The sequence below is a fragment of the Thermotomaculum hydrothermale genome (assembly GCF_016592575.1).
In the GTDB taxonomy this organism is placed as follows: domain Bacteria; phylum Acidobacteriota; class Holophagae; order Thermotomaculales; family Thermotomaculaceae; genus Thermotomaculum; species Thermotomaculum hydrothermale.
The window spans coordinates 1,847,247-1,869,317 of the sequence record NZ_AP017470.1; the positions used below are offsets into that span (position 1 = coordinate 1,847,247).

19 protein-coding genes and 1 tRNA gene are annotated in these 22,071 nt (G+C 35.7%); 13 read left to right on the forward strand and 7 right to left on the reverse strand.

The window, feature by feature from the left end:
- Window positions 1-17: 17 nt before the first annotated feature.
- From TTHT_RS08580 to TTHT_RS08595, 4 genes are all read right to left on the reverse strand, one after another.
- Complete coding sequence (locus tag TTHT_RS08580; RefSeq protein WP_201327560.1) at window positions 18-1,142, reverse strand: ATP-binding protein; 1,125 nt, start codon at window positions 1,140-1,142, stop codon at window positions 18-20.
- Between the two features lie 195 nt (window positions 1,143-1,337).
- Window positions 1,338-2,108: a PLP-dependent aminotransferase family protein gene (locus TTHT_RS08585; RefSeq protein ID WP_201327561.1), complete on the reverse strand. Its 771-nt coding sequence runs from the start codon at window positions 2,106-2,108 to the stop codon at window positions 1,338-1,340.
- Window positions 2,101-2,850 carry a TrmH family RNA methyltransferase gene (locus tag TTHT_RS08590; protein WP_201327562.1) on the reverse strand — a complete coding sequence of 250 codons (750 nt, stop codon included), beginning with the start codon at window positions 2,848-2,850 and terminating at the stop codon, window positions 2,101-2,103. The genes TTHT_RS08585 and TTHT_RS08590 overlap by 8 nt, the downstream gene beginning before the upstream one ends.
- Window positions 2,847-5,138 (reverse strand): PEP/pyruvate-binding domain-containing protein, encoded by a 2,292-nt coding sequence (locus TTHT_RS08595; protein ID WP_201327563.1) that lies wholly within the window; start codon window positions 5,136-5,138, stop codon window positions 2,847-2,849. Before TTHT_RS08595 ends, TTHT_RS08590 begins: the two co-directional genes overlap by 4 nt.
- 146 nt (window positions 5,139-5,284) lie before the next feature.
- Between TTHT_RS08595 and TTHT_RS08600 the strand changes: the two genes are divergently transcribed.
- From TTHT_RS08600 to TTHT_RS08620, 5 genes are all read left to right on the forward strand, one after another.
- A complete protein-coding gene (locus tag TTHT_RS08600; protein ID WP_201327564.1) occupies window positions 5,285-5,986 on the forward strand; it encodes a rhomboid family intramembrane serine protease in 702 nt (233 codons plus the stop codon).
- Window positions 5,987-6,001: 15 nt separating this feature from the next.
- Window positions 6,002-7,378, forward strand: coding sequence for a magnesium transporter (gene mgtE, locus TTHT_RS08605; protein WP_201327565.1), 1,377 nt, complete (start codon window positions 6,002-6,004; stop codon window positions 7,376-7,378).
- A gap of 10 nt (window positions 7,379-7,388) precedes the next feature.
- Complete coding sequence (locus TTHT_RS08610; protein WP_201327566.1) at window positions 7,389-7,922, forward strand: hypothetical protein; 534 nt, start codon at window positions 7,389-7,391, stop codon at window positions 7,920-7,922.
- A gap of 67 nt (window positions 7,923-7,989) precedes the next feature.
- Complete coding sequence (locus TTHT_RS08615) at window positions 7,990-9,192, forward strand: pyridoxal phosphate-dependent aminotransferase (protein ID WP_201327567.1); 1,203 nt, start codon at window positions 7,990-7,992, stop codon at window positions 9,190-9,192.
- Window positions 9,193-9,510 (forward strand): bactofilin family protein, encoded by a 318-nt coding sequence (locus TTHT_RS08620; protein ID WP_201327568.1) that lies wholly within the window; start codon window positions 9,193-9,195, stop codon window positions 9,508-9,510.
- A gap of 11 nt (window positions 9,511-9,521) precedes the next feature.
- Here TTHT_RS08620 and TTHT_RS08625 read toward each other — a convergent pair.
- Both TTHT_RS08625 and TTHT_RS08630 read right to left on the reverse strand, forming a co-directional pair.
- Window positions 9,522-9,597 (reverse strand) — tRNA-Gly (locus tag TTHT_RS08625).
- Window positions 9,598-9,634: 37 nt separating this feature from the next.
- The gene (locus tag TTHT_RS08630) at window positions 9,635-12,022 is read right to left on the reverse strand and encodes an LVIVD repeat-containing protein (RefSeq protein ID WP_201327569.1); all 2,388 of its coding nucleotides are present in this window, start codon (window positions 12,020-12,022) and stop codon (window positions 9,635-9,637) included.
- A 181-nt stretch (window positions 12,023-12,203) separates the two neighbouring features.
- Between TTHT_RS08630 and TTHT_RS08635 the strand changes: the two genes are divergently transcribed.
- The 3 genes from TTHT_RS08635 (at window position 12,204) to TTHT_RS08645 (ending at window position 15,554) form a co-directional block, all read left to right on the forward strand.
- Entirely contained in the window at window positions 12,204-13,097 is an 894-nt protein-coding gene (locus tag TTHT_RS08635) for a diacylglycerol/lipid kinase family protein (protein ID WP_201327570.1), read from the forward strand.
- Window positions 13,094-13,801, forward strand: a complete 708-nt coding sequence (locus TTHT_RS08640; RefSeq protein WP_201327571.1) for a lysophospholipid acyltransferase family protein — start codon at window positions 13,094-13,096, stop codon at window positions 13,799-13,801. Before TTHT_RS08635 ends, TTHT_RS08640 begins: the two co-directional genes overlap by 4 nt.
- Window positions 13,802-13,862: 61 nt before the next feature.
- Window positions 13,863-15,554, forward strand: a complete 1,692-nt coding sequence (locus TTHT_RS08645; protein WP_201327572.1) for a hypothetical protein — start codon at window positions 13,863-13,865, stop codon at window positions 15,552-15,554.
- Between the two features lie 11 nt (window positions 15,555-15,565).
- On the opposite strand, the gene TTHT_RS08650 is transcribed toward TTHT_RS08645, so the two are convergent.
- Entirely contained in the window at window positions 15,566-16,117 is a 552-nt protein-coding gene (locus TTHT_RS08650) for a L,D-transpeptidase (RefSeq protein ID WP_408033902.1), read from the reverse strand.
- A gap of 151 nt (window positions 16,118-16,268) precedes the next feature.
- Between TTHT_RS08650 and amaB the strand changes: the two genes are divergently transcribed.
- The 5 genes from amaB (at window position 16,269) to TTHT_RS08675 (ending at window position 22,068) form a co-directional block, all read left to right on the forward strand.
- Window positions 16,269-17,792 carry an L-piperidine-6-carboxylate dehydrogenase gene (gene amaB / locus TTHT_RS08655; protein WP_201327574.1) on the forward strand — a complete coding sequence of 508 codons (1,524 nt, stop codon included), beginning with the start codon at window positions 16,269-16,271 and terminating at the stop codon, window positions 17,790-17,792.
- A 32-nt stretch (window positions 17,793-17,824) separates the two neighbouring features.
- Window positions 17,825-19,459 carry an L-glutamate gamma-semialdehyde dehydrogenase gene (gene pruA / locus TTHT_RS08660; RefSeq protein WP_201327575.1) on the forward strand — a complete coding sequence of 545 codons (1,635 nt, stop codon included), beginning with the start codon at window positions 17,825-17,827 and terminating at the stop codon, window positions 19,457-19,459.
- A 166-nt stretch (window positions 19,460-19,625) separates the two neighbouring features.
- Window positions 19,626-20,345: a hypothetical protein gene (locus TTHT_RS08665; protein ID WP_201327576.1), complete on the forward strand. Its 720-nt coding sequence runs from the start codon at window positions 19,626-19,628 to the stop codon at window positions 20,343-20,345.
- 140 nt (window positions 20,346-20,485) lie between these two features.
- Window positions 20,486-20,908 carry a desulfoferrodoxin family protein gene (locus TTHT_RS08670; protein WP_201327577.1) on the forward strand — a complete coding sequence of 141 codons (423 nt, stop codon included), beginning with the start codon at window positions 20,486-20,488 and terminating at the stop codon, window positions 20,906-20,908.
- 122 nt (window positions 20,909-21,030) lie between these two features.
- Window positions 21,031-22,068 (forward strand): threonine aldolase family protein, encoded by a 1,038-nt coding sequence (locus tag TTHT_RS08675; protein WP_201327578.1) that lies wholly within the window; start codon window positions 21,031-21,033, stop codon window positions 22,066-22,068.
- The last annotated feature ends 3 nt before the right edge of the window (window positions 22,069-22,071 follow it).

Below are 22,071 nucleotides of genomic sequence, written 5' to 3' on the forward strand. Positions count from 1 at the left end.
AAATAAACTTTTGCATTTTACTCCTTAATTATCACAAAATCCCTGAAATTTTTTCTATCAATAACCTTTGTTTCTGCTTTATAATTTTTTACAAAGGTTTTAGGTAAACCTTTCCCCCTTTTTTTCTCCCACTTAAACTCGTAACCAAAGATTTTTCCATCAATATCTTCAATAAAATCCACTTCCTGTTGCTGTTTTGTTCTCCAGAAATAAATTCTTGCAAATCTCCTTTTGTATTCCAGTTGTTTGATTCTTTCTGCTATTAAAAAATTCTCCCATAATCCACCTTTGTCCTGCCGTAAAGAGAGAGGCCTGAAATCTCCAATCAACGCATTCCTTATTCCTGTATCGTAAAAATAAATCTTTTTATTTTTTCTTATTTCATTTCTCATATTTCTGCTAAAAGCATTAAGCTTAAAAACAACAAAAGCCTTTTCAAGAATGTCAATGTATCTTGAAACTGTGTTTTTATCCACCCCGACTGTTTGCGCAATCTCAGAATAACTAATCTCGCTTCCCAATTGTAAAGCAAGAAACTGCAAAAGCCTGTCAAGTATATCCGGCTTCTTTATTCCACCGAAAGATAAAACATCTTTATACAGATAACTGCTTACAAGTTCTTTTAAAACCTCTTTCTCATTTCCTGGATTGTTTAAAACCTCAGGATAAAAGCCATAAATAAGCCTGTTTTCAAGTTGCTGTTCTGAGTAAAGGTATCCGTGATGGTTTTTAAATTCTTCCCAGGAAATAGGGAACAGCCTGTACTCCCACTTTCTTCCTGTTAAAAATTCGTTTATTTGCCCTGACAATTCAAAAGATGAAGAACCTGTAACAAACAACTGCACCTTTTTAAATTTATCCACAATAATCTTAATTGTTATCCCAATCCCCTTGATTCTCTGCGCCTCATCTATAAAAACAAACTTATGATTTCCAATTATTGAACGAATCTCTTCCGTATTTGGTTCAGAAAAAATCGCCCTGACTTTAGGGTCATCTCCATCAATAAATAAAAAATCCTTATCCTTTAGCAATGTATTAATCAAAGTAGTTTTTCCAACCTGCCTTGCCCCTAAAACAATTATTGCCTTTCCTGAGTCTATTTTTTCTTGAATAACCCTTTGCAATAGCCTTTCATACATTTTAACCTCATAATCAAAATATTTAGTGATTGTGCTCACCTCAAGATATAACTTTCGGTGAATTAACTCACTGTTTTGTAAAATTTTAAACTCTAATCAAAAATTTGTCAAATAATCTTTGAAAATACTATCTCAATCAATTTTATTAACAAAATTTTATATAAAAAGAACAAACTTTTATTCTTGAAATTTTAGTTATTTCAAAGAGGCTTTAGCGTGTCGGATATCCTCAACTAAATCCTTTACAGATTCAAGGCCAATGGAAAAGATAAGGTAATTTTTATACCTTTTCACTGAAGATAAGTTTGAGCCAAATACAAAGTTTTCTTTTTTAAATAGAGAGAGTTTGTTTTTAAAACTTTCAGCAGTATCAATGCTTTCAAATTTTATTGAAAAAACATTGCCTTGAGATTTTAAAAAGCTTTTTGCGTTTTTCTTATCAGTTAAATAGGGATAGTAAATCTCTTTAAAAATGCTTTTAAAACCGTCAATCTCCCTTATAAGGTGCAAGGTTGTGTTTTCAGCCATCTTTCTCCTTGATTCCAAAGTTTCAAGGTATGGCATTTCAGGAAAATCTGAAGAAATGCCGGGAAATTCTTTGTCTTTTGAGAGAAAAACATACCCCCTCGTTTTATTGTTTCCTGAGACAAAACCCTTTAACGGGAAAAGTGCAAAGTCGCCAATCCACTCAAAGGGGTAAATCTGAAATGGGGAAAATTCTGCGTATAAAACAGTAATCTTTCCTTTCTCCCTTTTGGTTTTTTTTATTTTATCCCTTAATCCCTCAAAAGATAGTTTTGGAATTTTTAAAAGAGTTACTATTTCAGAATCCTGTTTCAAAGTGTTTAACACACTCTTATATTCTCTTTCAGATTTTAAAAAATATGCGTATTTGCATTTGAAGATAATCTTAAATTTTTCTTCACAACTAAATCTATTTGAAACTAAAATCGTTGCTTTATTCACCTATTCCCCCAAACATACGGGACATTATTATGCCACAGGATACAGCAACATTCAAAGAGTCAATTAAACCAGTTGTTGGAATTGTTATCTTCTCCCCTATTTTCAAAAAATCTTTTTCAATTCCACTTCCTTCAGAGCCTAAAACAATTGCAAATTTTTCTTTAGGGACTTTAACCTGATATAAACCCTTTCCCCCTTTTTTTTCTGCAAGGAAGATCCTTCTATCTTTCAATCCTTCTAAAATCTCTTCTTTTGAAAGTCTTGCTGTCTTTAAATAAAAAATTCCACCCTTTGATGCCCTCACTGATTTTAAGGAAAAAGGGTCTGCTGAGTTGTGTGTAAGTATTACAGAGTTAAAATCAAAGAGTGCCGCACTTCTCAAAATAGCCCCAACATTTTCAGGGTTTTGTACACCGTCAAGAACTGCAATTCTTTGAGAATTGAAAACATCCTTTTTAAAATCAGGAAGTTTAAAAACTGCGATTATTCCTGAAAAAGAAGGCTGATTTGATACTGAGGCTAAAACAGAATGTTTTACTTCAAAGAAATTGCAACCTTCAGGCACAGTTAAATCTTCAAACTTTTTTGATACAAAGAGTGAAACAGGCTTAAATCCGCATTTTATACCTTCGTTATAGGTTTTCAAATCGTCAACGAGAAATTTTTTCTCCCTTTTCCTGTGTTTTGTTGAGGTAAGTTTTTTTAAATACTTTATTTTGTCATTATCCTTTGAGGTAATCATTTTTTAAAAACGCCTATTGCTCTCAGTTTTTTAAGGCTCATAAAGATTGACAGACTTTTCCCCTTTTTTTCTTTTTTCACATCAACCACCTTTACATAATCCGCAAAGTCTGAATAACCTTCAAGAATATCTGGTAAAACATTTTTAGATTTTTCAAAAAACTCTTTGTTAAAATAATTTCCCTCTTTATCAAGGTAAATTGAAAGAGGGTATATATTTGCTTCAACTAAATCCTGGAAAAAGTGTGTGCCGTACGAGACTTCACTTGAAAAAACCTCGCTTTGAGTCGCAAGCTCAATTAAAACAGAGGTGTTGTTTATATCTCCATATCCAACCTTAACCCCTAATTTCAAATCAGTTGTTCCCCATCTCCCCGGCCCAATAAGGATAAATTTTTTGCGAGGCAACTTTCTGTTTAACAGTCCTATAATTCTTCCTATCTCTAACTTTTTTGAATCATCAGAAAGGGAATTGTACTTATTAGGAACGACATAGACAATATATTCAATATGCTTTGCCACCCCACAGGGAGAAAGACCTTTAACATCAAATAAAAGATTTTCTTTTTTCTTAACCCTCGGCAATTCCACAGTTTCATTAATTCCAGGCAATGCAAGAGGCCTGCACTGAAGAAGAAAAAACTTTAAATTATTATCTGAATCAACACTTACCGCAAACTCAGTATCAACCTCAATTCCATATGCTTTTTTCAAAGTGTTAAGCAAAACCTTAAAATCTGAAGCAAATGTCGTTTTTTGAAAAAGTTTTTTGAAAGTAATAACAGGAAATAAATTTTGCTCAGATTGAAAGAATGATTCGCTGAAATATCCACCTGCATCAAACTGAAAAGCAAGAGCTTTTTCATAAGGAGAACATAGGGCAAGAGCTGTTTTAACATTAATAGCCTCAATCTGCTCAGTTTCAAGGTTTAATGCATCAACATACTTTTGAGAATACCTTTTAATATCCTTAACATTCTTTTCTGGCCTCAAAAGAGGGTCACTTAACGCAACCATTCTCGGGTAATCATTTCCTACCCTTCCTACAGCCCTTGTTCCCAATCCTAAAACAATCCTTAAAAGCCCTTCCTCAGGCTTAATTCTGCCAGACCACCTGAACATATTAAAGGAAAACCCAACACCGGAAAAAAACGGGAAAAAATAGTTTCCCCTCCTTTCACCCACCACATTTTGAATTAAAACAGCCATTTTTTCGTCATAGTCAATTAGATTCTTTTCTCTTCTATAGGCGATAACATCTGGCGAAAAAACTGAAGAGTAAACCTCTTTTATTGCATTAAGCAGAGATTGCAAATTCTCTTCTTCTGTTTTATTGTTTGCAACAAAAATACTCTCATACTTACCAGCAAAGGAAGAGTTTGTATCATCTTCAAGCAAACTTGAAGACCTGACAACCATAGGTCTACCTTTGAATTTTTCAAGCAATGCCCTTAACTTCAGGACAATATCATCGGGGAAAGAAAATGACAATATCCTTCTCTTTAATTCAGGATATTCTCTTTCAACTTCTTCAAGACTCTTATACTTTATAGTCTGAAAATCTAATGCGTTATTGTGTTCAAAAAACCTGTAAAAAACCTCTGAGCATAAAAAGTAGCATGCAGGAATATTGACTTTTGGAAAAGACTGATTTTTCTCACCTTCTTTTTTTAAAATTGAGTAAGCAAGCAAAAGCCCTGCTGCTTTCCCGCCAATCTTACCGCTTCCTATAATTCTTGCCTTAATTTCTTTCAAATCTTGAAAAGTAAAATATTTCTTTGCAATTGAGATAAAATCAAGTTTATCACTAATAAAGTTTCTTATAATGTTGACCCTTATATGCTCCATTTTAGGGTCATTGTCAAGGTGTTCAAGGTTGCCTTTTTTCAGGTAGTCCTCTGCTTCTTTAAAAAGTTCAAAAGAAAATTCCTCATTTTCAAGCAATTCCTGAAGTTGAAGGTTTGTTATTTTAACTTCTTCTATAATATCCAGTGCATTATCAATTGAAAAGTTGAGAGCAAAGTAAAAGTCAGTAAGTTGTTTTATATGCTCTCTAACCCTCTGTTGCCATTTCTCCGCAGATTCCTGATTTATAGGGTCTGTAAGCCCTTCCCTTCTCTGGTCTGCCATTGCCTTAATCTTTGCTTCCTCTTTTATCTTTTCTCTTGAAATAATTCCGTCTTTTTCAAGTAGTTTTCTCATCTTCTTGCGAATAATATCCGCAAGCATGGGATATTTGTCTATCATTCTGCTAATTATAAATGCCCGTTCAATAGGATAATGCTTCATTTTACTCCTTATACCTTCTGATAACCTCAAACAAATTTTACACTAAAACTTTGTTAAATAGAATAAAAACACTAAGCAAAGGTTTTAAATAAAGACAATTTTTTGTTAAAATTTTTTTGCTATTCAAAATTTTAAGGAGTATTTTTATGTTTTTTCCTTTTAAGGATGACAACCCTTCATTAAAGTCCCCCTATGTTACCCTGGGGATTATCATATTAAACGTAATAATTTACTTTTTCTCAATATCAGGAGGGTTATATAACTTTCAAACAATTGTTATAAATTACGGGTTAATACCTACCGAACTTATCCATATGCAAAACCTTTACTCTTCTCCGGCAGTACACCCGATTACCACTATCTTTACCTCAATGTTTTTACACGCAAACCTTTCACACCTTGTGGGGAATATGTGGTATTTATGGATATTCGGAGATAATGTGGAGGATTTTTTGGGGCATTTCAATTTTCTCCTCTTTTACATTGCAGGGGGAATTTGCGCTGCTTTAATTCACACAATGTTTAATCCAACTTCAACCATGCCTGTAATTGGTGCAAGCGGCGCTGTATCTGCTGTGCTTGGGGCATACATGCTTTTATACCCTAATGCAAGGGTTTATGTGCTTTTCTTTTTCATCTTTATTTTCAGAATATTTACAATGCCTGCGGCAATTTTAATTGGCTTCTGGATATTCTTTCAAATTATAAACGGATTAACTTCTCTTGGAGCAGGGCAACAATTAGGAGGAGTTGCATGGTTTGCTCACATAGGGGGATTTTTCTACGGCCTTTACCTTATTAAGTTTGTCCTTAAATCAAGGATGCGCTATAATAAACTGGAATTTTAAAAAGAGGAGATTTCTTTGAATTCAAAAATACTTTTGCTTGCGGAATCAATAAGAAAATTTTTGCGCCGTAATATGGTGCCTAATTTAAAGAATTTAATAAACAAGGCACACCCTTCCGATATTGCGGCAGCAATAGAAATATTAAAACCTTTCAACAGGGAAAAACTGTTTAAGTTTATGATTGAACACAATATCGAAAAAGCAGCAGAGGTTTTAATTGAACTTGAAGAACACTTAATAAAAAGCATACTTGATTTATTTGACGATGAAACAACAGCAGCAATATTGAAACTATTAAGCACAGACGATGCTGTTGCCATCCTTGATTATATAGACGACGAAGAGAAAAAGGAAAAAATCCTCCAATTAATCCACGACAGCGAAAAGGTTGAAGAGCAACTTCTCTATCAGGATGAAACAGCAGGAAGAATAATGACCACAGACTTCTTTTCACTTAACCACAACCTTACGGTAAAAGAAGCAATTGAAAAACTTCATCAACTTGAAGAGAAAGCCGAAATGGTTTTTTACCTCTACCTTGTTGACGATAACCAGAGGCTTACCGGGGTTATGTCTTTAAGACAATTGCTATTGTCTAATCCTGACGCAAAGTTAAAAGAGGTAATGCAAAAGGATATTATATCGGTAAGAGTTGACACCGACCAGGAAGAAGTTGCAAGGCTTGTTTCTCAATACGATTTGCTTGCAATCCCGGTTGTTGATCATGACGGGAAATTAGTCGGTATTATCACTGTTGACGATGTTATAGATATTATCAAAGAGGAAGCGGCAGAAGATATTTACAGATTGGCAGGTACCTCAGAAGAGGAAATTCTATACAAAGGCCATCCTTTCAAAATTGCAAAAATCAGGCTTCCGTGGTTGCTTCCTGCATTTGCAGGAACTTTTGTGGTTGCTTCCCTTCTTGATTTAATCTCTGTGAAATTTTCATACTTTGCAATATTTGTAGTTTTTATGCCTATGATAAACGCTGCGGCAGGAAACATTGGAATACAAAGCTCCACAATTATGGCAAGAGAGCTTGCAGTAAACGAAATGGAAGGTAGTATCTGGAAAGAGGTTTTTAGCACACAGTTCAGAGTAGGAGTAATAATAGGCATACTATATGCTCTTATTGCTTTTACTTTTTCCTTTATTCTTGCCAAACCTGTACATTTACCAAAACTAATTGTAAGCATTTCAGTTGGAATAGCAATGTTTATAGCAATTATAATCTCATCTGTTTACGGAAGCTTTCTCCCCATATTCCTGAAAAAAATGGGAGTTGACCCGGCTGTTGCAACAGGCCCCTTTGTCGCAGCTTCAAACGATATTTTAGGAACAATAATATACTTCTCGGTGGCGTATAATATAGTTCATCTTTTACAATAGCAGGTGCCTAATGAAAATTCAGGTTGACCCTGAAATTAAAAACCAGCATTCTTCCCTTTATTCCCTTTTAAACTATTTTGTAGAAAGAGAAAAAGGCAAATACCTTGTTGAAAAAGTACGGCTTGACAGCTGGATTCTAACCCATTTTGATGAAGAAAAACTAAAAGAGATAAAGCCATCAAGGTACTTTGAGATAGTAATCTATCTGGAAGAAGTGGAAGTATTCAAAAAAAAGACAAAGAAACTCTTTCTTGAGAGTGTTGATGAGATAGAAGGACTTTTAACACCTGCCGCAACAGCTTTTAAACTTTACGATTTAACAAGGGCAAATATACTTCTTGAAAGTATTCTGGAAGGGGTTAATTCAATTTTAGCCTATATTGACACAATCAATCACCCTGAGAAAAAGCAGGTATTAGAAAATGCACTCTCTGTGTTTGACAGAATGGTCTTCTGCCAGGAAAAGGAGAGATACGAAGAAATAGGGGATATTTTGAAGATAGAAATTAGAAGGCTTCTTGAACTTTGCAAATCCCTAATTTAAAAACTTAACTTTTAACTTTATTTTTTTAATCTAAAATAGGTTTGTAAGAAAAATTAAAGGAGTGGTTATGGCACCTAAAATATCTATCAGAGGAACAAATCAGCCTGCATCTCCAATGAGAAGGCTTGAACCTCTATTTTTACAGGCAAAAGAAGTGCGAAAAAGAATTTACCAGTTAAATATAGGGCAACCAGATATAGAAACCCCTGAAGAGTATTTAAAGGTAATAAAAAACCTTCAAGAAAAGGTGATTAAATATGGCCCTTCCGCCGGGCTTCCTGAATACAGAAAAACACTTGCAAATTACTATCGTTCATACGGGATAAATGTTGATTGGGAAGATATTGTTGTAACAACAGGAGGAAGTGAAGGAATAATTTTTGTACTCACCGCAATATGCGACCCTGAAGACGAGGTAATAATACCAGAGCCTTTTTACGCAAATTACAACGGTTTTGCAAATATGGCCAATGTAAAACTTGTGCCTGTAACCTCAAAGCCTGAAAACGGGTATGCTTTGCCACCAATTGAAGAAATTGAAAAGAAAGTAAATTCAAAAACAAAGGCAATAATAATATGCAATCCAGGTAACCCCACAGGATACGCATACAGTGAAGAGGAAATAGAAAATTTAAAAGACTTATGCAGAAAACACAGCCTTTTCCTTGTATCTGATGAAGTTTACAGAGAGTTTGTTTACGAAGGGAAACACAATTCAATTTTAGAGAAAGAGGGGTTTGAAGAGTACGGAATTATAACAGATTCACTCTCAAAAAGGTTTTCTCTCTGTGGAGCAAGGTTAGGATGCGTTGTATCAAAAAATAAAGACATAATAAGCTCAATTACAAAAATGGCACAGGCAAGATTATGCCCCCCAACAATAGAACAGCTTGCAGCAATTGAAGTGCATAAATTAGGAAAGGACTACTACTCAAAGATTAGAGAAGAATACAAACTGAGAAGAGACACAGTAATGAAACACATAGAAGAGATAGACGGTGCATTTTGCAAAATCCCTAACGGTGCCTTTTACATGCTTGTAAAACTACCAATAAAAGACTGTATCAATTTTGCCACATATATGCTTAAAGATTTTGAATTAGACAATGAAACTGTGCTCGTTGCCCCCGGAAACGGCTTTTATGCAACGCAAGGTTTAGGAATGGATGAAATTAGAATTGCGTACATCCTTAACAAAAACGACCTTGATAGGGCAATGGTTATCTTAAAAGAAGGGTTAAAGGCTTACAGAAAAGAGAGGGGCCTGTAATTGAGCAAGCAGTCAATTATTGAAAAAAACAATCAATATAAAGGCAATTTAAAGGTTGAAGGAGATTTGAAAGTTTTAGGGGTAGCAGAAGGCAAAATTGAGGTTGAAAACTGCATCCACCTTGAAGGTGGAAGAATTATAGGGGAAGTGAAGGCAAAATGCGCTGTTATAAATGGAAATATTGACGGCAAAATTGAGTGCTCAGATTTCTTTGATATGGAAAAGGGAGTATTAAACTCAAAGGTAAAAGCCCCAAAAATTATAATCTCTGAATTTGCCGATTACCCTGATTTAAACAACATTATTGAGCAGGATTAAAAATAAAAAAATGGAGCGGGCAACGGGGGTCGAACCCGCGACCTCAAGCTTGGGAAGCTTGCGCTCTGCCAGCTGAGCTATACCCGCTCACAACAAATAAATATAATATTTTTAAACCTTAAAATCAATACATTTCTGCCCTTACAGGCTCAAGATAGTTTAGTTGACTGCCAAAAATTTCTTTCTGATAAATTGTTGCCGTAAAAGAATACAAACCGCTAACCTCAAACCTGTAATAACCCCTTAGCATAAACTTAAATTCCCTTGAATCACCAGCTTCAACAAATACTTTCGAACTGGAGACAATCTCACCGTTTGCATTAAAAAACGAAATTGTGAAATACCCGCTTTCAGTCGAAGTATTTTCAATTGAAATCTGCTGATAGAAGGAGTAGGGATATATAACCCCTTCCATTCTGTTTGCCCTTAAATCAGAAAGTGAAAGTGCGGAATTTTCACTATCAGAATTTAAAATCAATTTCACATCAACACTGTTTCCGTTTGAAAAGCACTTAACCACATCACCTTTTTTCAAACTTACCAGCATTTTTTTGCCTGCATTAACACTTACCCTTTCAAACTGCACAGGTTTTAAATTTCTATAAACAACAACATCTACAAATGTATCCTTTCCACAATTGTTGGAAATTTCAATTTCTCCCTCACCTGAAAATGGTGCATTAAACACCTTGGTGCTGTCCTCGACAATTCTATAAACATCTATTTTCCCGCTTATTCCCTCAGCAACATACATAATATTATCGCTTGCTATAACCCTTTTCGCATTTGAATGCATCTCAATAAAAGCAACCTGTTCAGGGTTTTGTGTATTAATGTCAAAAACATACATCCCTTTGCTTCCGCAGGCAACATAGAGGTAATTCCCATAATTAAAGAGAGATTCAGGAGTCTCCCCTTCAATATAAAGAGATTCATCAGAAACATTGAAGTTTTCATCAAGAGTAAAAACCCTCAACCCATTGTAAAAATCTGCAACATAAAGCCTTGAGTTTACCAATAGAGAATCAATGGCATAGCCGTCAACATCAAAAGACTTTAACTCATTTATCTCACCATTGTTAATAGTGCAAAGCTTTACCCCGTTTAACCCTGATGAAACAACAATAATTCCATTATCAGCAACCCTAACTTTTACAACAGATTGAAATTCATACTTTGTATCAAGCAATTGAGGATTTTCTCTGTCAGAAATATCAAATAGGTACAGCCCACCATACTCCCCTGCACAGAGAAGGTAGTTTCCATAAGTATCAACACTTAAAAAGTTTCCTGACAATTCAAGGTAATTTACCTCAGACAATGTTCCATCTTCATTTATTCTCAATATCCCTAAACCAAGTGAAGAATCTGCGTAATAAACATAGTTGTCTTTTACTGTTAAAGCAGAGGGGTAATCCTCTCCCCTTTTCAAATCAATAAATTGTAAATTGGTAATATCCTCCGCAAAAAGGGATTTTATACCATTGTAAAAATCTGCAAGTAATAATTTATTGTTGTAGACAGCCATATCAAGTGGATAAGAGGTATCATTAAAAAAAGAAACCTCGCTTGCCTCTGCCGGAGAAGAAACATCAAAACACATAATCCCGCCGGTATTGTTTGCGGTAAATATATAATTATCCTTTTTTACAAGAGCATAGCAAAGGGTGGGGGTTACAACATCTTTAATTAATTCTGGAGTCCCTGTGCTTGAAATATCAAGAACAAGCAATCCATTGTAATTATCAGAACAGTACATTACATCTCCATCAACAATAAAATCCGATACAAAATTAACCTGGGTATACCCGCCAATATACTTTAATGAATCAGGGTTTTCAACATTGTAAAACTTAACTCCATTCTGGCCGTAAGAGAGTGCAATCTCTGTATCGCTTATAAACTTTATTCTAAACATCTGAGCAGACATTCTTCCTATCTGCTCATAGGTTTGAAAATCAGATGTTTTTAAAATAAAAAGCCCCTTTTCTCTGTCTATAACATAAATATCCCCATTTGAATTCACGGCAACATCAACCACATCAGTCATTTCTTCTGAATCAAGGTAAGAACCTAATACTGAAACATTTTCTGGATTTGACACATCCAGAACAATCAAACCTGCATAGCCACCTGCAACATAAAGCTTGTTATCAACTTTGTACATTCTGTTGCAGTCTGCATCCAGCCTGACAATTGAAATTGTTTCAGGGATTTTGTTTGAAATATCTGTTATATAAATCCCGCCGTTTACTGAAATATAGGCAATATCCCCGTCAATAAGCATATAGTTGAACTCTTCTATCCTTGAGAATTCTCCCAATTTTACAGGATGGTTAACATCTGAATAATCAATAATAGAGACACCAGATTCTTTAGAGATACCGTAAACAATATCCCCCTTCATTGCAATCTGGTTGTATCTTCCAAACCCCCATTCTCCTATTTTTTCGTATGATATGGAAAAAGCATTAAGGCTTATTAAAAGCGCAACTATTATAAATTTCCTCATTTACAATTCTCCCTTAATTTTTTGTCAACTATAATTTTCAACCAATAGTGCCAAATAGTCAACAAGTTTTAATATAGAGAAATAGACAATAGATTAATTTTTTACCTAAAAACTAAAAAATCAAATATTTCTGACTTACTATTTTTCTGGTATAATTTCCCTAACTTTTGCGGAGGGGATATTGAAAGCACTATTAATCTTTAATCCAAAAGCGGCAAACGGTAGGGCAATTAAAAACCTAAAAAAAATCCAGCACCTTCTCTTAAAAAAAGGAATTGACCCCCACATAAAATTAACTGAGTGCAGAGGACACGGAATTGAGCTTGTTGAAAAAGAGGATTTAAAAAATTATGACGCAGTGCTTTCAGCAGGAGGAGACGGCACCCTTTTTGAAACCCTGAATGGATTGTTTAGAAACAAAAGTGTTGAGAAAAAGCCTCCAATTGGAATAATTCCAATAGGCACAGGTAATGCCTTTGTAAGGGATATGAACCTGAAAACAGGGGATTTTGAAAGCGCAATTGAGATAATATCAAATGGCAAGAAAAAACAGGTTGATGTTGGAAAATTTACCACAGGGAAAGAAACATACTATTATCTCAACATTGTTGGATTGGGATTTGTATCAGATGTTAACGGCCTTGCCCATAAACTTAAAATATTTGGAAACATTTCATACTCAGTAGCGGTTTTTATAAAACTAATTCCTCTTCACACATACAGAGTAAAATTGATAATTGACGGAAAAGAGATAGAGAGGGAAAACATATTTGTTGAGGTGTCAAACAGCAGGTACACCTCAAACTTTTTAATGGCGCCTGATGCCAAAATAGACGACGGATATTTAGACATAACCCTATTAAACAAAACAACAAGGAGAAGAATGATTGCCGCCTTCCCTAAAATATTCACAGGAGAACACATAAAACTCCCTGAGGTTGAAACCTTCAAAGCAAAAAAGCTTGAAATAATAACAGAAAAAAATAAAATCCTCACCCCAGACGGGGAAATGATTGGTACATCTCCAGTAAAAATTGAATGCCTGAACAAAGCTTGTGAGGTTTTCTGGAGATGAAAAAAATCCGCTCTCTAATACTCTGGATTAGCGGGGGAACAGTATTTTTCTTCTCAATGAATATAATCCTGATTTGCACATATTTCTTTAAAGAAGAGACCTACGACCCTGTTGTTAAAGTACTCTTAAAAGCAATATTAAGGGCATGTGGGATAAAGGTTAAGGTTGAAGGGCTTGAAAACATTGACGAAAACAAAACATACCTCTACATGGCAAACCATGTAAACATATTTGATATACCAATTTTAGGAGCATATCTTCCCCGCTCAATAAGGGGAATTGAGGCAGAGGAGCAATTTAAATGGCCTCTCTTCGGCTGGGTAATAACAAGGGCGGGAAATATCCCGATTAACAGGGAAGACCCAAGGCTTGCAATAAAGGCTATAAACAGGGGAATTGAAAGATTAAAAAACGGAAAATCATTGGTTATTCTCCCTGAAGGGCACAGGACACTTGACGGAAACTTAAGGGAATTTAAAAAATTACCATTTAAAATGGCAAAGAGAAGCGGCGTTGACCTTGTCCCACTTGCACTCTGTAATCTCTTTGAAATTAAGCATAAAGGCTCATGGATAATAAACCCCGGCACTGTTACATTAAAAATCGGCAAACCAATAAGCAAAGAAAAAATAAACTCAATGACCCCGGAAGAATTAAGAGATTATGTAAAAGAGATAATCCAGAAAATGCTTGAAGAAAAATAGACAGTATCAGCCTAAAAAAAGTATTAAAATACGAGTATAAAAACAAAAAAAGAGGTGGATTATGAAAAGAATAATTCCCTTAATCCTGCTTATTTCACTTCCATTATTTTCCCAGACCCTTTATAAAGACAAAATCTGGTACATAAAGCCACAGGCAAACACAAAAACCGTAAAAACAGACAACTTTATTATGTTTTCCTCTAACTTAAGCGGGCTTAACAATTTTTACCCCTTTTCCTCAAAAGCATTATTAACCAGCACCTTTCACAATTGTTTTATAAACGAGGCAAACTTTACAACATCATTTCAGACTGAAGACACCGACAAACTTATCCCTGAAGGCAAAGGGGAAAGAGACATTCTAATTCCCTATAAAAACTACATTTACTTCCTTTTGAAAGACAGCAAAAACATCTGCTATTACATTTACAGGTATGACATTAAAAACAAAAAAAGCAAATTTATACTTAAACTAACTCAAAAATACTATCCCGGGTATTCAGCAACTGATAAGGTTAAACAGTCCTGGAAAGAAAACCCATCTTTTAAAAAAGACTGGTTTAACTTTATAAACGAATTTGCAGAATTTAGAAAAGGCTGGGCTTTTAAGGATAAACTAATCTTATACTATGCCCCTGATTACGGCCTGTTTTTTGGAAGAGCTTTGATAATTAATTTAAAAACAAAAAAGGTTGAAAAAACAATTGAAAGAGTTGATACAGTTTTCGGGGCAAATGAAAACCATATTCTTTACACAAAACTTGTTGACGATGACGCCACAACAGTTGGAGATGATTTATACCTCTTTAAAAATGGCAAAGAATACAAGATTGACAAATTTGACAGAGACAATGGGGCATTCTTAAACGGCAATACAGTTGCATACACAAAAGAAAATATAATTACACTGTACAACATAAAAACAGGGAAAAGAAAAGAGGTTTTAAAACTCAACCTTAAACTCCCTGTTGTTTTGGGAGTATCAAAAACAGGAAATAGAATTTTTATAGGGGAAAGAGAAGACAAAAAGCAAACACTATACCTTTACGACCTATACTCAAAGAAATTAATTACAATACTGCCTCACATTAATAGAAGTTTCCCATCAAATTTCTATGTAAGTTACGACGGAGAGTACGCAAGTTTTTCAGTGGGAGAAAATTTTTACAGAATTTACTTAAACGACAACTCAAAGCCGTCACTCTATGTAAAAATAAAGGGATTAATTGACAGCAAAACATTTAAGGATAAGGTAAAAGCAACAGTTTACTTTCAAGACAAATCCTTTGTATCTGGAACAAACGGGGAATTTAAGGTAAACGGGAAATTATATAAAGAAAAAACAATAACCCTGCCCCTAAAAGAGGGAGTTAACAAGTTTGTATTTGAAGCAAAAGACAGGGCGGGAAATACTGTAAAAAAAGCAAAAAAAATAATTTATGAAAAGCCAATTAAAACCACAATAAAGGAAATAGACAACAACCCTGAAAAATTCAAAGACAAGTTTGTAATTTTAGAAGGCTTTGCATGGGGATGGGCAAACATAAAAGACAAAAAAGAGGTGGAAAAATACTCAAAACTCCCATTTGCCAAAAACAACACAGGGCTATCAAGAAGCGACGGCTCATTCTCAGACGGGGAATTAAGAATACTCCTTCCCCACTTTTCAACAGGAAGCAAAAACCTAACAATACTCGGCCAGATAAAACTGAAAAACGGCAAATGGCTACTAAAACCAATAAACACTATGTAAAAAATGAAAATTTATATTATTAAAACAATAATTCCTTTTTCTATTTTTTCCCATAAGTCTAAAATATCTTTATTTTTCATTCTTATACAGCCGTGGGAGACAGGTTTGCCGATTAATCCCTCTTCGTTTGTGCCGTGAATATAAATATACCGCTTTTTTGTGTCAACAAACCTTCCTTTTTCATTGTAACCCCTGTTTTTGCCTTCTTCCAATCCTTCAAGCCAGAGAATCCTTGTTGTAATTAAATCCTTTCCTGTTGAAACCGGCCTTTTTTCAATATCTGCAATCTCACCTGTAAACTTCCTTCCCTTTAAAACAGCACCTAATGGCAAACCTTTACCTATTTTTTCACAAATTCTGTGAAGCCCCAAAGGAGTGCAGAAGCTTCCCTCAACATTCCCCACCCCATTTTTTGCCGTTGAAACAGCATACTCTTTTAAAACCTTTTTCCCCTGTAACAAATAAAGCTTTTGCTCGTTAACCTTTACAAGTACCCACAGGTCATTTTCTTTATAACCATAGTTTTTCAATTTCTCAAAATCAAACTTTTTCAAAAATTCCATGCTTAAATTTTAACCTAAATAAAACTTTTTTGAAAAAAATCCCTCTTTTGCTCAAAATATACTCTATCTATGCTTTATTTTCATTGAAGAGTTATTTTTTGTTGTTTAAAATAGCAGTGTGGAGAGATTCACTAATCAGGAGGAGGACAGTATGGATTTCTTAAAAGAATTAGGTTTAGAAGGTGTCTTAAAGGGCACTTATGCGGGCGAATGGATTGGCGGAGAAGACAGGGATAAGCTTGTTTCATATAATCCAACAACAGGGGAACCAATAGGCACAGTTTTACAGACAAATGAAGAAGATTATGAATTGGTTGTTAAAAGGGCTCAGGAAGCGTGGAAGAAGTGGAGAATGACACCTGCACCTGTTAGAGGGCTTGTTATCAGAGATTTAGCAGATGAGTTAAGAAAACACAAAGAGGCATTGGGAAGGCTTGTTTCCCTTGAAATGGGGAAAATCCTTCAGGAAGGGCTTGGCGAAGTTCAGGAAATGATTGATATCTGCGACTTTGCTGTTGGGCTTTCAAGACAGCTTTACGGAAAAACAATGCCTTCTGAAAGGCCTGAGCACAGAATTATGGAGCAGTGGCACCCTCTCGGAGTGATTGGCATTGTTACTGCCTTTAACTTCCCAGTTGCTGTCTGGTCATGGAATGCGGCAATTGCTGCTGTTTGTGGCGATGTAATGATATGGAAGCCTTCCTCAAAAACACCTCTCTGTGCTATTGCAGTTCAAAACATTGTAAACAAGGTTGCAAAAAGGCATGATTGCGAAGGTGTATTCAACCTTATTATCGGTAAAGGCTCAACAGTTGGTGAAAGAATGCTTCAGGATAAGAGAGTTCCTTTAATCTCCTTCACAGGCTCAGTTGCAATGGGTAAGCATGTTGCAGAGGTTGTTGGAAGAAGGCTTGGAAGGACAATCTTAGAGTTAGGCGGAAACAATGCTGTTGTTGTTATGGAAGACGCAGACATTGACATGGCTGTAAACTCTATCTTCTTTGGCGCAATAGGCACAAGCGGCCAGAGGTGCACCTCAACAAGAAGGGTAATTGTTCATGAAAGCGTAAAAGATAAGGTTGTTGAAAAGCTTATTGCTAAGTACAACAAAATCAAAATTGGTGATCCTCTCGACGAAAAAACAACAATGGGGCCTTTGGTTGACGAGCAGGCAATTATTGCCTATGAAAGAGCAATTGAAGAGGTTAAAAAAGCAGGCGGAAAGATACTCTATGAAGGCGGAAGAATTGAGGGTATGAAGGGACACTTTGTAAAACCAACCATTGCCGAAGTTAAAAACGACTTCAAAATTGTTCAGGAAGAGACATTTGCTCCACTGCTTTACATAATCACATTTAAAGATTTTGACGAAGCGATTGAGATTCACAACAATGTTCCGCAGGGATTGTCTTCATCAATATTCACCCAGAACTTCCACTATGCTGAAAAATTTATCTCACCTGCCGGTTCAGACTGCGGTATGGCAAATATAAACCTTGGAACAAGCGGTGCTGAAATAGGCGGTGCATTTGGCGGTGAAAAAGAGACAGGCGGCGGAAGAGAATCTGGTTCTGATGCATGGAAACTCTATATGAGAAGACTTACTTCAGCAATCAATTACGGCAAGGGATTTATTCTTGCTCAGGGAATTAAGTTCGGAGACGATGAGGAATAAATAAAAACAGACTAACCAACCAGGAGGTTAAAATGGCAAACGGGATTTTTCAGGTACCTAAGCCTAAAAACGAGCCAATTAAGGCTTATAGAGAAGGAAGCGAAGAAAAGAAGAGTTTAAAGGCAAAGTTAAAAGAGTTGAAAAATGAGCAGATTGAAATTCCCCTTATAATCGGTGGGAAAGAGGTAAGGACTGGTGATTTAGGCAAATGTGTAATGCCTCACAATCACTCCCATGTGCTTGCAACATACCACAAGGCAGGGGAAAAAGAAGTTCAGATGGCTATTGATGCTGCATTGAAGGCATGGAAAGAATGGTCAACCACACCTTGGGAGCACAGGGTTGCAGTGTTTTTGAGAATGGCAGAACTCCTCTCAGGGCCATACAGAGACATTTTAAACGGCGCAACAATGCTAAACCAGTCTAAAAATGTTTTTCAGGCTGAGATTGATTCAGCATGCGAGTTAACAGACTTTTACAGGTTTAACTCATACTACGCATACCAGATGTACACAGAGCAACCAATGTATTCCCCGCAGGGAACATGGAACAGGCTTGAGTACAGGCCACTTGAAGGATTTATATTTGCAGTAACGCCTTTTAACTTTACTTCAATTGCAGGAAACCTTCCAACAGCACCTGTTTTAATGGGTAATGTTTCCCTCTGGAAACCTGCATCAAGTGCAGTTTTCTCTGCATACAAGTTGATGCAATTGTTCAAAGAAGCAGGATTGCCAGACGGAGTGATTAACTTTATTCCAGGCTCAGGCGGAAAGGTTGGAAACCCTGTTCTTGCAAGCGAGCACCTGGCAGGAATCCACTTTACAGGCTCAACTGCAACATTCCAGCACATGTGGAGAACAGTCGGCACAAACATTAGCAAATATAAATCCTATCCAAGAATTGTTGGGGAAACAGGCGGAAAAGACTTTATCTTTGCCCACGCTTCAGCAGATTTAGACGCACTTGTTGCAGCAACTGTAAGAGGCGCATTTGAATACCAGGGACAGAAATGCTCAGCAGCATCAAGAATGTATGTGCCTGAATCAATATGGCCAAAATTCAAAGATATGCTCCTTGACGAAATCAAAACAATAAAGATGGGTGATGTTGAAGACTTTACAAACTTTATGAATGCTGTAATTGATAGGGCTGCATTTGAAACAATTAAGGGATACATTGACTATGCAAAAGATTCAAGTGACGCTGAAATCTTGATTGGCGGAAAATGTGACGACTCTGTTGGTTACTTTATTGAACCAACTGTAATTCTTACAACAAACCCGCACTTTAAGACAATGGAAGAGGAAATTTTCGGTCCTGTTCTTACAATCTATGTTTACAAAGACAACGAGTATGAAGAGGCGCTTGAGCTTTGCGACAACACCTCACCTTATGCATTAACAGGCGCTGTTTTTGCAAACGACAGAAAGGCAATAGAAATTGCAGAAAAGAAACTTACCCACACTGCTGGAAACTTCTACATTAACGACAAACCAACCGGTGCAGTTGTTGGACAGCAGCCTTTCGGCGGCGGAAGGGCATCAGGCACTAACGATAAAGCTGGTTCGCTCCTTAACCTGTTAAGGTGGGTATCCCAGAGAACAATTAAGGAAAACTTCAATCCACCTAAAAATTACAGATACCCATTTATGGAAGCTGAATAATAAAAGTTTTAAATTATTAAACCTTCAGCCCCTCTTTCGAGGGGCTTTTTTTATACCCTGTGTTTTAAATCACAAAAAATAATAATTTTTAGACAAAATTTCAGTTTTTTTAATATAAAATAAATGAAAATAGATTTTTGAAAAAATGCAGATAGGAGAGGTTGAAATGAAAAAAATATTAGCAATTTTAATCAGCCTTTTTCTTGTTGTCTCATTTTCTTTTGCCGGTGGAAGCAATTTTGAGATTGAAAAGAAACTGTTAAAACTTCAGAATTCAATAGTCAAAAACTCTTTTATAAATCTAAAACCTGGGGCATGGGCAAGCTATAAGGACGGGTCAAAGGCAATTTATGTTGGGGAAGACACAATAGATGGTATGAAACTCAGAGGAATTGAGCTTCATATAAGGAATAATTTAATTGTTCAAATATGGTATAAAGTTGTGCCAAAGCACTTTGCTTACAATGGAGAAAATTATAAATTACTTACACTTGACCCGAGGGTTATTTTTGTTCAGGCAGGGGGAATGAATATTAAACTTGATTATTCACAAATACAGTTAATTGAGCAGTATTACGAAGTAAATGATTTAAGTGTTATTTTAACCCCGGCAAAAATATACATAGACAACAATACAAATCATAAAATCTCAATTGAAGAAACCACTGTTAAAGTAGGTTCGCATGCAGTAAAAGCAAGTGTTATTACCAGCCTTGACAACGGTTCAAAGTGCTTTGTAAGCCCTGAAGTGCCTTTCGGGCTAATAAAAACTATTCCAGAGGGAAACCCAACGCTTGTAAACTTTAGTTTTGCCGGAGCAAGTGTAAGTATAAACAAATCAATAAGAGCAAATGCAAAAGCATTCTCATTTCCCATTGGGTTTTAAAAACAATTTTGTTTAAATAAGTCTTTTTAAATCAAACAATTAACAATATCTATAATTCCTTCTAAAATAAAAAACCAACTTTAACTTGATTTTTTTAATTTTTAATTTAAAGTTTTAATTAAGTTAAACAGGAGGTAATAATGAAAAGAAGGGATTTTTTAAAGGCTTCATTATTGGGATTAGGTGGAACAGTTTTATTAAAAGGCACAAATGTTTTTGCATGCGGTAATAAAACAAAATGTATGGGCAAAGAGTTTACCAATATTATTTACACAAAAGACAACCCTGGTAGATGGGCTAAAAAAGTTGGTTCTCACGCCCCAGTAATTACGGTAAAAAAAGACAAAGTCACTGTCGAAACAAAGCACCCGATGAGCGAAGGCCATTTTATTGTGAGACACACTCTTGTTTTAAAAGACGGCACAGTTTTAGGAGCTAAAACTTTCAAACCCACAGACAAGCCTGTGTCAGAATACACATTACCAAAGGGATACAAGGGAAAGATTTACGCAACATCATTCTGTAATTTACACGATTTCTGGCTAAGCGAAGCAACGGTTTAAATTTAAAAAACACTTTAATTAATAGTAAAAAATATAATCTATTTGTTTGAATAACCATTTTTGCTTTCAACACTAAAATTGCGTTAAAATTATAGTCTAAAATTAACCTAAAAGGAGTTTTTATGGGTTATAAGGGGTTTTCAGATTTTAGAAGCGACACGGTGACAAGGCCAACTGAAGAGATGAGAAAAGCAATGTATGAAGCAGAGGTTGGAGACGATGTTTTAGGGGATGACCCCACTGTGAAAAGGCTTGAAGAGCTGGCGGCAGATATTACAGGGAAAGAGGCCGGGTTGTTTGTACCGTCAGGGACAATGGGAAATACCATTGCAGTTAAATTAGGCTCTAAAGAGGGAACAGAGATTATATTGGAAGAAAAAAGCCACATTTACAACTTTGAGGCGGCAAACATGGCAAGGTATGCCTCTGTTATGCCAAGGCCTGTTGAAAGCAAAAACGGAAGAATGAAGATTGAGGATATAAAAGGAAACATAAAAACTGTTTTAAGGGAACACATGCCTTCAACATCTATGATATGCCTTGAAAATACACACAATTATTGGGGCGGGGCTGTTTTACCTGTTGAATACATTGAAGAGGTGAAAAAGGTAGCAAAGAAGAGTAATTTGCACCTTCACCTTGACGGGGCAAGGGTTTTCAACGCAGCAACCGCTTTAAAGGTTGGTGTTAAAGAAATTACAAAGCACTTTGATTCAGTTATGTTTTGCCTATCAAAGGGGCTTTGTGCACCTGTTGGTTCAATGCTTGTTGGAAGCAGGGAATTTATAAAAAATGCAAGAATTTTGAGGAAAAGCTTTGGCGGTGGAATGAGACAGGTGGGAATTTTAGCTGCAGCAGGGATAATTTCAATTGAGAAGATGACAAAAAGGCTTGAGGAAGACCACATAAGGGCAAGGAAACTTGCTGAAGGAATTGCTGATTTAAAAGGGTTAACAGTTGACTTAAATTCTGTTCAGACAAACTTTGTTATGGTTGAACTTAAAAATATGAATTCAACTCAATTTTTAGATGAATTAAAAAAAGAAGGTGTGCTTGCACTTCCATTCTCTGAAACAAGGGTAAGGTTTGTAACCCATAACGATATTGATGATAATGATGTTGAAAGGGCAATTAAAGCAATCAGGAAAATGTTAAAATAAAAA